Origin of the sequence: Microcystis sp. M083S1, from assembly GCF_020246405.1 — a bacterium.
GTDB lineage: Bacteria > Cyanobacteriota > Cyanobacteriia > Cyanobacteriales > Microcystaceae > Microcystis > Microcystis aeruginosa_C.
Map to the genome: position 1 here is coordinate 29,664 of NZ_JADBTB010000079.1, position 16,700 is coordinate 46,363.

Here is a 16,700-nt window from a genome sequence, read left to right on the forward strand (position 1 = left end):
GATATTTTGCCTCTCTACCTTGAGGTATTTTACTAGATCAATTACTCGATTCCTTCGATACGGTCCTCCACTTCTTGATAAAGTTCCTGTAAGCGGTCTAAATTCTCTTGAGAAGTTTCCCAGTAACCGCGACCATTAACTTCTAGCAGGGTTCCCACCATCTTGCGGAAAGAATTAGGATTGAGATTCATCAGACGCTGACACATTTCCTCATCTTGAATAAAAGTGGTGTTCACATCTTCATAAACCCAATTATCCACCGCGTCAGCAGTTGCAGACCAACCCATCGTATTAACCAAACGCTTCGATAATTCTCGGACTCCTTCGTAACCGTGACTTAACATTCCCTCGTACCATTTGGGATTGAGTAACTTGGTGCGGGTATCCAAGCGCACGGTTTCCGATAAAGTACGCACCTGAGCATTAGCGGTGGTAGTATCGGCAATATAGGCCGCCGGTTTTTTGCCATCATCGCGTAAACTAGCCACAACTTTTGTCGGGTCCGAGTCGAAATAATGGGAAACATCGGTTAAACTAATCTCGCTAGAATCCAAGTTTTGGAAAGTTGCCTCGGCAGTTTTTAAAGATGCTTCAAACAACTGACGATTATCGGCCATCATCCCCGGATTATCCGAGTCGAAAGCAAAACCCTTGCGGTTGAGATACATATTCTGTAACTCTTTTTCGTCTTCCCAACTGCTATTTTCCACCGCGAGATTAATATTAGAAGAATAGGAACCAGAAGCATTAGAAAAGATGCGGGTGGCCGCCTGTCGAACCGTTAAACCCATTTCTTTTGCTTGTGACCTAGCGTGTTTGCGGACATAATTCATCTCCACCGGTTCGTTTGCTTCCGCGGCCATTTTTACCCCTTGGTCAAGCAAATTCATCTGATTGATAAATAAATCCCGGAAAACACCAGAACAATTCACCACCACATCAATGCGCGGTCTTCCCAACTCCTCTAGGGGAATCAATTCCAATTTATTCACCCGTCCCAAAGCATCGGGAAGAGGACGAACCCCCACCATCCAGAGAATTTGTGCTAGGGATTCCCCATAAGTTTTGATATTATCCGTTCCCCAGAGAACACAAGCGATAGTTTCAGGATATTTACCACCATTATCCAGTTTTTGCCGTTCTAACAGACGATCCACGACGATTTTAGCCGATTTGACCGCCGCTAGGGTCGGGATAGACTGGGGGTCTAAAGCGTGGATATTTTTACCCGTCGGTAAAACCCCGGGGTTACGGATGGGGTCGCCACCAGGACCGGGAAGAACGTATTCTCCTTCCAATGCTTTTAATAGGGCCCCCAATTCATTATCAGCACAGACCTGTTCTAAACAGAATTCTAGGTATTCAAACAAAGGTTTTAACGCCACCGGATCAACTTTTGGATAACCCATCGACTGTAAAGTTTCCAGCCAAGGCGATTTCTTGCCTATATTCAAGAAATTCAGCTTAGAAAGCATCGATACCCGACCTTCTGCGTCGGTTTGGGACTTGACTAAAGCAGCAACAGCAGCGCGAGTCGCGAGGGTGATGTTTTGCAGTAATTCCACATCCTCCAGCACACCTCGATCGCTATTGCGATAAACTTCCTCTAGATCCCGGCCGATGCTGTTAGCAATAATCCGCGGTAAGGAAAGTAAATCGTCCTCTTCCCGGTCTAAACTGGCAATATTGACCAAAGTTGCCACCGCCTCTTCCGCCGAGGGGGGTTTCCCAATAACGTGAAGTCCGCAGGGAAGTAAGCGCGATTCAATTTCCATCAGTTTACGATAGACGGAACCGACGATATTATCCCGTTCCTCTTGACTGAGATCGGCAGTGTCACCATCAGGTAAACTTATATCTTTGTCGAGATTGACCAATAAACATTTATCGACAATAGTATTGACAATTTGCACCCCACGCCCACTATCCTTCAGGGTTTGGTAGGAACCGATCAACTCGCTCAGTTCTTTTAACCCTTTGTAAAGTCCAGCATTTTCTGCCGGAGGAGTAAGATAGGAGATAGTTTCCGCATAACTACGACGTTTAGCGATCGTCGCTTCGCTGGGGTTATTAGCGGCATAATAGTAGAGATTGGGAATCATCCCGATGAGGTTATCCGGGTAGCATTCCCCAGACATTCCCATCTGTTTCCCCGGCATAAATTCTAGGGAACCGTGGGTGCCAAAATGGAGAACCGCGTCTGCTTTCCAGACTTGATTGAGATAGGTATAGTAGGCCGCAAAACCGTGGTGGGGACTAGCAGAACGAGAAAAGAGCAGACGCATCGGATCCCCCTCATAACCGAAGGTGGGTTGAACCCCAATAAAAACATTACCGAACTCTTTGCCGTAGATTAACAGATTTTGTCCATCACTGTTGAGATGTCCAGGTGGTGGTCCCCAATTTTCCTCCAAACGGACAGAATAGGGGGTTAAACGCTCATATTCAGGCACAGACATCCGATAGGCGATATTTAGCTCCGGACTATGGTATTGTGCGGTGGCATCATGGATTACCGCTGCCATCAGTTCTTTCGGAGATGCGGGTAAGTCCTGCAAGTCATAACCATTATTTTGTAACGCTTGCATCACCTCGTAGATAGAACCGAACACATCTAGATAGGCTGCAGTTCCCACATTCCCCTTATCAGGGGGGAAACTAAAGACGGTGATGGCGACCTTTTTATTGAGTTTCGGTTTCTTTCTTAGGTTAGCCCATTTTAGCGCCCGTTGAGCGATCGCTTCTATCCGGTCCTGTAAAGCGATCGCTTTACCCGTGGCCCCATCCCGGCCCGATAAGATAATAGGTTCGATCGCACCGTCTAATTCCGGAATAGCAATCTGTAGCGCCACTTGAATCGGGTGTAAACCTAAATCGCTTTCTTCCCATTCCTGGGTGGTTTGGAAAACTAGCGGTAACGCGCACATATAGGGACGATTGAGACGTTTTAAGGATTCTATCGCTTTCGGGTGATCTTGTCGCGCTGGACCCCCCACTAAAGCAAATCCTGTCAGGGAAATTACTGTGTCAACGATAGCAACCGCTTCCACTCCTTTTAAGCTTTTATCCCAGAAGTATTCCTCTACCGGTTTAGAAAAATCTAATCCCCCAGCAAAAACAGGAAGGACTCGCGCACCCATAGACTCGAATTCCTGCACGAGAGCGACATAATGAGCGTCATCACCAGTAACGAGGTGAGTTCTCTGTAAAATTAAGCCAACACAGGGAGCTAAGGGGTCTTTGAGGTCATCAGCAATATCACTGCGGTTATTGTACCAAGCGAAGTATTCCTTGACATCCTCGAACATTTTCAGGGATAAAGGATGCCAGATACCCAGATCTGGATAAACTACCGGTTCCTTGTAAACTACACTGTCATCCTTGTTATCAAAGACGTACTTATCAGCCAACATTAACAGGAAATTCTCTAAATTTTCTGCGGAACCTCCCAGCCAATACTGGAAACTTAACATAAAGTTGCGTGCGTCCTGAGCTTTTTCCATAGGGAGATATTTCAGGACTTGCGGTAAAGTTCGCAATAACTTTAACATCGCATCTTGGAAACCAGCGCCAGAGTTTTCCCTGCGCTTTTTCATGAAGTTAGCGATGACACTCTTAGACTGTCCCAATTGTGCCATGGAAAAGCAACCTAACTTATTTAAGCGCATTACCTGGGGCATGGAGGGAAAGATGATCGCCGCATCTAATTTATCCCGATGGGGACCGACAGCAGCCACAACTTTATCGGCTAAATCTTCGATAAAGATGAGAGAAGCGATGAAAATATTAGCTTTGGCTACATCCTCCTGAAAATTGCGATAATTTTCCGCATCGCGCAGTTCTTCGATTAAATAACCACTAATTTCGATCGCTAGTTTCTGGTTGTTAGCGTTGATTTCCCTGACCGCACTACTCAGCGCACTTTGGTACTGAGGTTCTAGCACGACATAGACCACCTTGACCAGCGATCGACCATTCAACGCGTCAGGAACTATGTGACGAATGGTGGACTTGACGTGAGTGAACATATATGATGGTTCTCCTTATTATTGCTGAGTCTGGTATGAAGGGATTTTCGTCATCAGATGACGATCGCCCTTTGTTTAAGGTATTTAGATATATGTTTCTGTTTTGTATCAGAAAATGTAACCCTGATGAGCATTTACTCTGGGTTTTGACACAATTCGATAAATATCTTGCCATATTTTGTAACAGATGGTAAAGAGCTTTCTGAGTAACTGCTCAGGAGTTTCTTTACAAAAATTAATATTTAATCTATTGACATATTATTCTTGCTGTGATATAATTTAAGGCTATTGAAAATTTCTCAGGCTGATAAGCATTAACCCTCGATTGCTAGTCAAGGATTTGGGGTGTTGTCGTTGTATTATCTAAACTTTCAGAGTTTATTGATCGCAATTATTATGCTGATGCGGTGCAAAGTATCAGTTGCAGAATCTAGCATTGATGAAAATCTATAGCATCTCTACTATTTAAGGAAGAAGGCTATCGCTTTTTTGAGACTTTCTTTTCATTGTCTGAAAACGCTACAAATCAGAATATCAAAGGGTTTTGAGGATTTCAGTTAAGGTAGATCAGGTTTAATCTCCCAATCGATCCAGATTAATTTATTTGTTCTAGTTTAATGAATTAGGGATCTATCCCATAAAGTTACTCTTTAAAATCTAATATAAATCTAATATAAATCTAATATTCTGCTCAAAAAAATCTATTAGAAAAGTATTAATTTTATAGATTGCCATCAGCAAAAATAAAAGCTATTCTGATATCAAAAGTGATTAATTCAATCACTTTTAACCCAAAAGACAAGACATTTTGCCTTATAGAATTATGGTAAAATCAAACAATTCAGGAATGGATTTTTCAGAGTGTCTTAAGGGTGTAAATCAAAAATACAATTGGGACTATTCAAAATTTAGCCCTGGTTTCGAGTAGAGAGATAAGCATTTATACTTATGATAAAAGTGGGATGCAGTCGCTCGGTATCTATCGATGGCTTAGTTTTGACGATTTTTTCCTTCTCCATCATTATCAAACTTTTACCAAGGTAAAGACAATGAATAATCATCAGCAAATTTCTTCTGAAGCTAGTGTCTTGAATCAGGCGATTGCTATTGCTCAACAATCCCTAAGTTCTTTTTTTGATAATCTCAGCGATGGGTCAGTAGCCTTTGGCAATAATTACAATCAAATTCTTGCCCAAGAATTATTTCAGGCTTTCGCTCAAGGTAATTTTACGGCAGTTCCTACCATAAAAATTCTCTCTGAGGAAGTGTTAGGAGCAACCAATGGAGCCTATACAAAGCAGAAAAATGAAATCTATCTGAATGAAAGATTTTTAAGCGAGAATGTAGGAAATGCGAAGACTATCGCCGATGTGATTATTGAGGAAATCGGGCATTTTGTTGACGCTCAAATTAATACAACCGATAGTGCGGGGGATGAGGGAGATATTTTTTCCCGTTTAGTCAATGGGGAAACTTTGAGCGCAGAAACCCTGGCCAATTTAAAGGATGAGGATGATAGTAAAACGATTGTTTTAGGGGGTGAAGTAGTTGAAATTGAGCAGAATACATCTCAGGGTGTAACCATTTATCAACATAGTACCTATTCTGGAACTTTCCAAACCCTTCAAGTAGGAAGTTACGATATTAATTCGTTAACCATTGGCAACGATCAACTGAGTTCATTAAAGGTAGCTCCTGGATTTGCCGCTATTTTATACGAACATGCTGGCTTTACAGGAGCAAGTCGTACATTCACCGCAGATACGTCTTTTGTTGACACTTTCAACGATCTTACTTCCTCAATTGTTGTCATTAATCCTCTCAACAATAATCTCCTCAAAGTCACCAACAATAATGATGGTGGGATTGGCTCTCTGCGTCTTGCCATTGATTACGCCAATATTAATCCAGGGATAGACACCATTGATTTAACAGGCGTTAGTGGCACAATTAACCTCAACAGTACCCTGAATATCGGTGCCGGTAATGACATTAACTTTGTTGATGATGGCAATACCACTATTAGCGGTCAAAATGCACGGCAGCTCTTTAGTATTAATGGGGCGAATGTCACCTTATCAAGACTTACCCTCGCTAATGGTTACGCCAAAGGAGGCGATGGCTTCAATGGTGGTGGTGGTGGACTAGGTGCAGGAGGCGCACTGCTAATTAACTCAGGGAATGTCACCCTTAATAATGTGACTTTTGCCAATAACCGAGCCTTTGGCGGGAATGCTAATGGCACAGCAGGAAATGGCGGCCAGGGTGGTAATTATCGATTCGCTAATGGCCACAATGGTGCTAGTGGTGGACTGGGTAACCCCGGTGCATCCGGTTTTCTAGGCAGTGTGGGGGGTGCTAGTGGTCAAGGTGGTCAAGGCGGTAAAGGCGGTTCAAACGCCTGGACTGTCGGTAATGGCGGGAATGGTCAAAACGGCCTCAATGGAGGATTCGGTAGCGGCGGCGGCGGCGGCGGCGGCGGCGGCGGCGGCGGCTCAAATCTTCTGGGAGGAAGGACAGGCGCAGGAGACGCAGGAGGCGCAGGAGGTTTGGGAGGCCAGTTTGCCGGAAATGGAGGTAATGGAAGCAATGGAAACAATGGACGTAATAGCGTTAGTGGCAATAATCCAGGTAATGGCGGTATTGGGGGTCGAGGTGGCGGTGGAGCCGGTTTAGGCGGTGCGATTTTTGTTAACACTGGTGCTGGTTTAACCTCTTTCAATAGTGTTTTTGTGAACAACTCTGTTCAGGGGGGTACGGGGGCAAATAATGGTCAAGGATTAGCGAAGGATATTTTCGTTCGAGATGGTGTGACAGCCCAAGGCTTTGGTTTTGAGAATCTAGACAAATACGGAACGGTAAATAACCTCTCCTTACCTCAAGGTTATAAACAGTATGACGGTTCGATTTACCGCGTTATTACGGCTGGGACATGGGAACAATCTCAAATTCAAGCCCAGAGTTTAGGCGGTAATCTGGTGACGATTAACTCACAATCTGAACAAGATTTCTTAACTGGGGAATTTGGTGGTTCTGAGCAATTTTGGATCGGGTTAACCGATAAAGTAACCGAAGGACAATTTAAGTGGATCAATGGTGAAACTTCCACTTATACCAACTGGAATACAGGACAACCTGATAATGCGGGAAATGAAGATTATGTGGGGATGAATTTCGGTGCTACGGGCAAATGGAATGATTATAACGGTACCACTTCTTTGAAGGGGATTGTTGAAAACAAATTTTTTGAGTGGAATGGCAGCAAGTATCTGGTAACAGGTGCGGGAACTTGGGAACAGGCTCAAGCTCAAGCCGTTAGTTTAGGCGGAAATCTTGTCACCATCAATTCCCAGGCCGAACAAGACTTTTTAGTCTCTAAGTTTGGTGGTTCTGAGCAATTTTGGACTGGGTTAACCGATAAAGTGACCGAAGGACAATTTCAGTGGATCAATGGTGAAACTTCCACTTATACCAACTGGAATACAGGACAACCTGATAATGCGGGAAATGAAGATTATGTGGGGATGAATTTCGGTGCTGCGGGCAAATGGAACGATTATAACAGTACCACTTCTTTGAAGGGGATTGTTGAAATTAATCAGTTCAAACCCATCGGCAATAACGGCTCTCAGTTTTTTACCCTTGACAAACCAAATAACGTCAATATTACGGTTTCTGGGGGTAATTCCTACGATATTTTCCAACTCCAATCCTATGATGGTTTAACCACCTCACAAAAGGTTTACGGTGGTGGGGGAGCCGATATCTTCAATGTTGCCATACAACCTGCTTCGGGGATTGTCGGACTTGATTTCAATGCAGGCAAACTCAAACAACTTGCCGAATTGCTTGTCGAACCCGATTGGGATGTAAGAGAAAAACGCCATACCGCAGATATTGCTGCTGCTGTAACGGGGGCAGGAATTGATTATGCCGCCGCCGCTGCCACTGCTTTATCCGGTGCTTTACCTTATGGTTCTAATGCTGTCGAAGCCGTTATTAATGTAGCGGCCGCAACACTCCACTTAGCCAATGATCTTGCCAATATCGAAGTTAACTATGCCTTAGATATTGAAGAATATCAGAATAACTTAAGAGGAATTGGTGATTTCTTTGCCGGCCAAGGAAGTCAAGGATGGGGAACAGTGAAGGTTACTCAAAGTCGCTCCCTCGTAGAAATTCTAGATTTTCAACCCGGGATAGACACCATAACCCTACCTAAATTGGCAACCAATGAAAGCTATAAGTTTAATATCGCCACCAATAGTGGCGGACAAACAACCGTAGAAGTTGCCTACAACAATCAAACCAATCAAGCTTCAACTTTCTTGCGATTGGGATTCAGCCCAGATACTTTATCCACAATGAATGGGCAAAACATGGGCATAACACAGTTCATGGAAAGTTTACTCAAGGTGTATCCAACCTATTCTGTGATTGGCACAACCGTTAAAAATGGCACAACAGTCACTGGTTTAACTTATAACGGAACAATAGCAGGAGAACATATCTATGTTCCTGATAGTAATCGCACTACAGGCGTTGTCAGTATCTATGGGCAAGATGGCGATGATATTCTTAAGGGTCGCACAACGGGAGCTAATGCAATTTATGGTGGCACGGGAGATGATTTCATTGTCGCCGGTGGAGTAAATGATACTATCGATGGAGGAGAAGGATACGACCAAGTAAGTTATTCTCTCGCAAGCTCTGGAATTTCTATTACTGGTGCTAGTTCTAATCGCCTAAACATTGAATCGGTCATCGGCAGTAAATACAACGATGTGATCAATTTCACTAACTTACCCACTGCACCCGTTGACGGACGACACGTATCTATACGAGGTGGCGAAGGTAATGATAGTCTTACAGGTAGTCAATTTAGCGATGTTCTCACCGGTGGCTCCGGCATCGATACACTAATAGGAGACTCTGGCGATGATGTTCTTACCGGTGGCACCGCTCAAGGAGATGGAACGGTTGATTCTAGCAATGATATTCTTACGGGCGGCGCAGGTAAAGATATCTTTACTTTTTACAAACTAGGTGAAGGTGTGGATCGAATTACGGATTTCACTGTCCAGCTGGCATCGCCTAGCTTGTCCGATCAAATTCGTGTTGATAAAGCAGGATTCGGAGCAACTTCCACCAGTCAGTTCTCTTACAACAGTACGAATGGAGCGTTATCCTTTAATAATCAGCAATTCGCTATCCTAGAGAACTTCATAACCCTTACAGGATTCAATGTCAACCGCGATCTGGTGTTAGTGTAATTGATTTAAACAAGGAATAGAGCCTCAAACTCTATTCCTTAATCAAAATTTGCAGTTAATTAGGGTTTGCTGAATAATGGTAAAACCCTTTTAAAATAAGGCTTTTGACTTGTTAAAATCCGATGTTCATGCTGCGAAAATAGGATTGAGACCTTCAAAAACCTGGCATTATCCTTTTTTAGTACAAAAATAATACAAAAAAGAGGGCAACAAAGCCTGAAACTCCTGACGACCGACTCCTAACCCCACCAACAAACTTTTTCAGCAAACCCTAATTAGGCGGAAAATCTGGATCAAAATTATTTGGAAAAATTGGCTCGTTTAGAATTTAAAAACATGGTCAATGGCCAACTACAAGGCATTTTAAAAAAAGGTTCTGCCGAACTTACACTGTAGAAAATTCCTCAAACTCCCTCTCTGCCCAGCAATGCTCTACAGTTGATAAATATCAATCTAACAAAAACTCAAAGCTTTAGTATATAGGCTTTACAAGCATGAGTTGTTAATAGTTTTACATGACAGGTTCTTTAGAGCCTAAATAATTTGAGGATATTGATAATAAATTTATCTATAATATAGAGTAGAATATAATGAGAAACACCAACTAAACCTAGCAGATTTTAACAGTTGACAACTCTGATAGTTAATTTGTATTAGTCGGTGATAAACCCTATTATTTTCAGTAATCGATCGAAAATGTTTTTTAATTGGATAACTTTACCCTATTTATTAATTAATCCTGTTTTAATTCCCTTGAGTATAGCTCGATCGGAAACTATTCTTGCTCGAGAAGTCAGCGATCCTAATTATAAAAAACTGGTGCAGTACGCTCAAAATCAACAACTCGATCGCTTACCCATGGCTGATATAATCCAGAATATCGCCACTCAGTTTTTAGGAGCAAAATATCAAGCAGGATTACTCGATCGCTCGGCAACAGAAAAATTATTTATCTCTTTAAAAGAGTTTGATTGTGTCCTGTTTGTGGAAACAGTTCTCGCTTTGAGTCACAATTTTGCTTTAAAAAATTATCAGTATTCTGCTTTTAGTCAGCAGGTTTTAAATCAACGTTATCGCCACGGTATTCTCGACGGTTATTGTAGTCGTCTGCATTACTTTTCCGATTGGATTAATGACAACCAAAAACGGGGCAATCTAGAAAATATAACTCAAAAATTAGGTGGAATTACTCTTGACAAAAAGCTCAACTTTATGAGTAAAAATCGCCCTCTATATCCCCAGTTAAAAACTCAAAGTAATTATGATTGTATTCAACAGGTAGAACGAGGATTAGAAAGCTTATCCTTAAACTATATTCCCACCGCTAAGATTAAAGATATTTATCCACAACTACAAGCTGGAGATATTATCGGTGTCGTGACTAATATCCCTGGTTTAGATACCACCCATACCGGTCTAGTTTATCGCTTTCCTGATGGCAAAATTGGCTTAATTCATGCCTCTCCTGCTGGTCAAATTACCATTGCTAAAGACCTAGAAAAATATATCACTAAAGTGGACAAAGCCATCGGTATTTTTGTCGTTCGTCCCCTTGATCCAAGAAATAATTAACCCTGAATTGCTTGAGCTAATTGAATGTGGAGTTTATGACTAGCTTTAAAAGCCATGTAATGAGCGGTGGGAATGGTTCCCAGTAAACTCAAATCACCAATTAAGTCCAATAATTTATGCCTTGCTGGTTCATTTTCAAAGCGTAAAGGAGGATTTAACCATTGATTTTGATCGCAGACTAAAGCATTTTCTAAACTGCCTCCTTTAATTAAACCAGCCTTTTGCAGATATTCAATTTGATCGGCAAAACCGAAAGTACGGGCAGCCGCGATCGCATCTCGAAAACTTTCTTGATCAGGACTCCAACTATACCATTGATTACCGATGGGTTTATAGGTAAAATCGATGCCGTAGGTAAAACGTAATTCAGGAGAAGGAATCACCGCCACAAAAGCATCTCCTTCGTACAACCAAATCGGTTGAGAAATAGTTAAATCTGATGGAGAAAAAGAGTTATTTAAACCAGCATTTTCGATCGCTTCCACCCAGATTTTGGCCGAACCATCGAGGAGGGGAATTTCCGCACCATCCACCTCAATGCGAGCGTCCTCTACCCCCAAAGCGGTTAAGGCCGCTAATAAATGCTCAACGGTTCTAACTTTTGCTTCTCCTTGTCCCAATTCCGTTGATAAAGTCGTTTGGTAAACCGAAGAAACTAGAGCGGGAATAATCGGTTGATTGGCTAAATCTCTGCGGACAAAATAACGTCCTTCCCCGGGGTTTGCCTCACAGACGCGCACCCGTGTCATTTCCCCTGAATGCAGGCCAATTCCCGATAATTCAAATTGTTTAGCGATAGTAGAAACCATAATTATTAAGTAATAAAGCTTTGATCAGTGAACAACAAAAAAACTAAATTTATCGATAACTGATAACTGATAACTGATAACTGATTAGAATCTTTCCCCGATACCGAAATGGAGACGAGAACCACCATCGACATTAAAACCGTAGTCAACCCGAATTTGGCCGACGGGAGATTGTACCCGAACACCCAAACCGTAACCGAGACCGGTACCGGGTAAATCCCGGACAATCCCGGGTTGGCCGGGGACATCGCCTTGGGAACCAACAGTAGTGCCGAAATCGACAAATAACGCCCCCCCAATAATTGCTACTATGGGGAAACGATATTCGGCGGTGGCTTGGAAATAACTGCGACCGCTACCCACTTCCCCCTCGGCGTAACCCCGTACAGAGTTACTACCCCCAACGATAAAAGCATCGTAGGGGGGTAAATCGCCTAATACTGTCCCTGCTTGCGCATTAAAAGCGAGGGATTGCTGACCTTTAAAAATATCGGTTTCAAAGAGATTAAAGGAATTAATAAAGCGAACGGGGATAAAGTAACTGTAACTACCCCGAACACGAGTGCCTAAAATACTGCCAGAACCGACTGGAATAGTTTGTTCTAAACCTAGACGCAGGAAAGAACCACTGGTGGGCTGCAGGGGATTATCGCGAAAATCTCGAATAGCGCCAATATTTAGGGAAAGTAGATCATCAATCCCAGAGGAACTAAAAGCCAGTTGTTGACTACCAAAACCATTGAGAGGTGCAGAGACGGGGGAGATGTCACCATTGGCATTTTGCACCTGTACCTGTTGATAGTTAAAGCCTAGGGAAAGCACCCATTTTGGTTTCGTAAACACATCGGGGGCCAAAGGACGGACAAAAGTAATACCGCCACCCGTCCGGACGATACGGGGACTATCATTATCGTTAAGCGTCCGAATCGAGGAATTTTCCCCATCATAAACCAGAGAAATCGACTGTCGCCGGAAAACGTTCACCGTGTAGGAAGTACGGAAGTTATCCGTGGCAATCCAAGGATCGGAAAAACTCAGATCGAATAAAAATTCCCGTTCCCCTAACTGGAATTCTGCCCCTAAAGTTTGGTTATTACCGCCAAAATTGCGCTGTTGATAGCTAACAGTCCCGAATAAGCCCGCATTCGAGCTAATACCACCCCCAGCGGCCAGGGAACCGGTATTACCTTCCACCACATCGACGTTAACGATCACCTCCCTTGGGTCGCTGCCGGGAGAAAAAGACAGACGCACATCCTCGAATAAACCGAGACCGAAAACACGCTGTAAATCCTGTTGGGCCGTATTGCGGTTAAAAATATCCCCCGCTTTTAGGCGCATTTCCCTAGTAATGATAAATTCTCTGGTTTTACCCTTGACCGGTTCCTGTTCGACGTTAAAGTAGCGTACTTGAATTTTTTCGATTAAACCTTCGGAAATGACCAGAATCACCCGACCATCGGGAGTTACTTGCGGCGCACCGATTACCTGGGCCAGATCATAGCCGTTTTTGCTGTACCAGTCATTGATTTTTTTTACCCCCGCCTGTAATTCCCGCAAATTCAGGGTTTTGCCGTATTGACCGGCGAAAATTTCCTCGACCACCCCGGCAGGTAAAATCGATTTGTCCAGGGTTTCCGGGGCAATTTGAATCTGTACCCCCTGAAAAACGGGGTTAGGTTGCACCTCAAAGGTGACTCGCACCCCCAGGGGCGTATCTTGGGGAACTGCCCGCACATCGGCAAAAAAACCCGTGGCAAAAACGGCGTTAATATCTTCTTGTAGTTGCGATCGAGTCGTGCTGCGTCCGGGTCGGGTGCGAATGGTATTATAAACTAGATTTTCTAATTCTCGATCGGCCCCCTCTACTACCACTTCAGCCACCAAAACTCGCGACTCCTCTGCCGGCGCCGGTGGGGCCGTTGTGGGAGTTTCCGGGGGGGTTGGGGTTTCCGTCGGGGTTTCCGGCGCTGGTGCCACGGGTGGAGTAGTTTCTGCCGTCGCGGGAGGAGACTGTACTAGTTGCTCGACGCGGGGAAAAACCGTCTCTGGGGGTTCTTCTTCGGCCATTACCGTCCCGTGAAATAATCCGAAAATAGCCAGCAGCAGGGCCAGCGAGGAGTATCGCCTCGAAAAATTGAGATTTTTAAGCACTTCCACACACCCAGTAACACCATTATGGTTTTGTTTGTTTTCTCTGCCCGAGAAATTTAACGAACGTTAAAACTCTAGCAGATCGCTTACTCTCAGTAAATCCCGGCTTGACCGGTGACTCAAGAGATGCTGCCTCAGGTCTGATATTGGTCAGCCATCAGCATTAAGTTTTTATCTTGCCATATCTTAGCTTTTTCTGGTTTGGCTCTATCCCAATTCACCATCGAGGATTATTGCCACCTCGGTGGGCGCACAATTAGTTACGTCGGGGCAGCTGTTAACGTCTCGTTTGTAATAACTGTACCAGTTGCGAGACCTGTTGGCGATTGAACATTTGCAGCAGGGTACTAGCTACTAATTCCGGTTCCAGGGTGATCAGGATTTGTGGTAATTTGGCGGTGGCTAATAATTGCAATTCTTGACTGACGGTGATTTCTTCCCCGCGACCCCATTCTAATAAATCACCGGCTTGTTTTAACTCCTTAATAATAACTGGGGCGAGAGTACGATAGGAATGTTTGGGGTTAGCCAGGGCCGATTGGGCATTTTTAACTAAATATTGCCATTGTTGCTGTTCTGAAGCCAATTGAGACAGAGGTAAAATTAATTTTTGTAATTGCTGACGGGAAGCGCTGGTTTCTTGCTGTTTGAACAGTTGTAACATCTGTTTGAGGATATCTCTGACGCTGATAGAAATAGAAGAGGCCGCCGCAATAGCTGGGGTGGATTTTACTTGGCCCAGAAGATAGTTAAGATGGGCGTGTAATTCGGCAAAAGTCGCTTCACCGTTTTTAACGATAGCGTCAGCTTCCTCGCCTTGCAAACCCAAGGGACTCTGCAGCTTATCGATCAATATCTGAAGCAGATCATAACCCTTGAGGAACAAAGATTCTAATTTTTGATCCACTTCTAGGGGATTTTCTTTCAGTATTTTAAGAGCATCCTCAAGACGGTGAGCAGTTTTTTGGATACTGCCATAACCTAACATGGCCGCCCCCCCCTTGACGGAATGGACGGCACGAAACATCTCGTTCATCTGTTCATTGTTGTTGACGAGATTGCCTAAGTCTAAAATCCCCTGTTCCAAAGTTTCCAGGTGTTCTTTTGCTTCTTCGATGAAATAGCCGAGAATTTTCCGAGCGTTAGCAGAGTCCAAAGTCTTATCCCCCTTATCACGATGCTGTCTAGTCCTAGATTGCCCAGTTTTTCATTAAATATATCAGTTATGAGGCAATGGCTAGGGAAACTGGCCCAGACGGGGACAAGCGAATACCATTTTTCTAAAGTCCTGACAGACCTAGCTAGAGCTTCTAAAATCCAAGACCATCCCGTCAAATAGTCGATCGTGTCATTGGATAGAGAACTGAAAAGATGGTAAAGTTTACTTCTTAAGTAGTCGTGCAAAATTAATTTCCTAGTGAAGAAAGGCAAAAGGCAAGAGGCAAGAGGCAAGAGGTGGTTAGATGTGTGTAATTAATTTTGCTTAGGTACTTAAGTTATCAGGGGAGTTAAAATTAGACCATGCCAATAAGTTTTTCAAATATAGCCAAACTCTCTCGGTAACAACAAAGTACATTTCCAATATCACTATCGGGTACTGCATCTAATAACGCCTGGTTATGGGAGGTGATCAGTACCCTCAGTTTTCTTTCTAAGGCGATCTCCCGAATTTGCTTAACTAAATTATCTGCACGACTGGGATGAACACCATTATCGATCTCTTCAATAATTACGAAAGTTCCAGAATTTACACTTAGTAGAGTTGCAGCAATCGCTAAAACTCTCAGAGTACCATCAGACAACAAAGGAGCATCTATCTGATGTTCTTTGTTCCCAAAAGACTCTATTAGTTTCACCATAACATCCTTGCGGTCTGTAATGATAAAGCGAATATCGGTAATATCCTGTTCTGGTAATGAACGAATGAAGTCAAGCAACTTGTTTTTTTGAGTCTCTCCCTGCTGACAAACTGCGTAAAGAACACTAGAAAGGTTAGAGCCATCTTCTTTAATATCATCATCTTTAGCGTAAGCATAATCCCGCATTACTGCTGGACGAGGATCAAGAAAGACAATATTTCTCAAGGTTTCTCGAATTACTTTAGTAACTGCTGGAATAATTTTTTGTGATTGAGTATGACTTGGCTGGAACCGACTGGGAGTTTCCAATTGATAAAAAATGGCTTGTCGGTTAGAACAAGGTATATGAGGCTTATTTTTACCTGTCTTAAAATTGTTATACATCACCCTAATTTCATCGGTGTGTGAGTTGGGATCGCCATCAATTTTGTAAAGTGTTAATTCCTGATCTTTACTAGCTTTACTGACACTTTCTCCGATTATAATAAGTTGGTCTGATAATAGCCCAATTTCAATCTCGAAATCAGTCCAACCGTCAGGAGCGTTATCAATGTGTGTTCCCAAGGTAAAATACTGTTTTTCTGCACCGAAAAGATCGATCGCTTGTCCACGAGCAATTGCATTCCCGCTTTGAATGTTGCGTTCAATGTCATCTAACCTGCTGCCTTTCGCTAACCACGAAAGTAAGCGAATTGCTTCTAGTGTATTACTTTTACCTGACGCATTAGCACCGATTAAAAAGGTGATGGGTGCTAGAGACAAGGTTGCCTCCTGATAGCTTTTGAAATTCCGAAGAGTCAGCGATGTTAACATACTTTTCACCCATTAAATCTTGACTGGTGCAGTTTGAGCATTTGTACTAAAAGTTCCAATACCAGCGCAGCTTATAGACTCTAACAAGTACCGAAAACTAGCACCCATAACCTTGAAAACTCAAACTGTAGGGCAGGGCATATCCGAACAGTATAATCTAGGCTTGGGGAGATAAGATCGCTGTTTATTGGC

6 protein-coding genes and 1 pseudogene are annotated in these 16,700 nt (G+C 43.3%); 2 read left to right on the top strand and 5 right to left on the bottom strand.

Annotation, left to right across the window (positions count from 1 at the left end; translation table 11 throughout):
* Positions 1–41: 41 nt before the first annotated feature.
* Entirely contained in the window at positions 42–4,028 is a 3,987-nt protein-coding gene (locus IM450_RS07705; protein ID WP_287668550.1) for a magnesium chelatase subunit H, read from the bottom strand.
* Between the two features lie 1,049 nt (positions 4,029–5,077).
* Here IM450_RS07705 and IM450_RS07710 point away from each other — a divergent pair.
* Together IM450_RS07710 and IM450_RS07715 are read left to right on the top strand one after the other, a co-directional pair.
* Positions 5,078–9,301: a lectin-like protein gene (locus IM450_RS07710; RefSeq protein WP_287668552.1), complete on the top strand. Its 4,224-nt coding sequence runs from the start codon at positions 5,078–5,080 to the stop codon at positions 9,299–9,301.
* Positions 9,302–9,997: 696 nt separating this feature from the next.
* Positions 9,998–10,873: an N-acetylmuramoyl-L-alanine amidase-like domain-containing protein gene (locus tag IM450_RS07715; RefSeq protein WP_287668554.1), complete on the top strand. Its 876-nt coding sequence runs from the start codon at positions 9,998–10,000 to the stop codon at positions 10,871–10,873.
* Here IM450_RS07715 and lpxC read toward each other — a convergent pair.
* The 4 genes and pseudogenes from lpxC to IM450_RS07735 form a co-directional block, all read right to left on the bottom strand.
* A complete protein-coding gene (gene lpxC, locus IM450_RS07720) occupies positions 10,870–11,682 on the bottom strand; it encodes a UDP-3-O-acyl-N-acetylglucosamine deacetylase (RefSeq protein WP_287668556.1) in 813 nt (270 codons plus the stop codon). The genes IM450_RS07715 and lpxC overlap by 4 nt on opposite strands.
* 84 nt (positions 11,683–11,766) lie before the next feature.
* A complete protein-coding gene (locus tag IM450_RS07725) occupies positions 11,767–13,752 on the bottom strand; it encodes a BamA/TamA family outer membrane protein (RefSeq protein WP_409803808.1) in 1,986 nt (661 codons plus the stop codon).
* A 361-nt stretch (positions 13,753–14,113) separates the two neighbouring features.
* Positions 14,114–14,992, bottom strand: coding sequence for an Hpt domain-containing protein (locus IM450_RS07730; RefSeq protein WP_287668560.1), 879 nt, complete (start codon positions 14,990–14,992; stop codon positions 14,114–14,116).
* 388 nt (positions 14,993–15,380) lie between these two features.
* Positions 15,381–16,508 (bottom strand): annotated as a pseudogene (locus IM450_RS07735) (AAA family ATPase); the annotation flags it as partial.
* Positions 16,509–16,700: the final 192 nt, after the last annotated feature.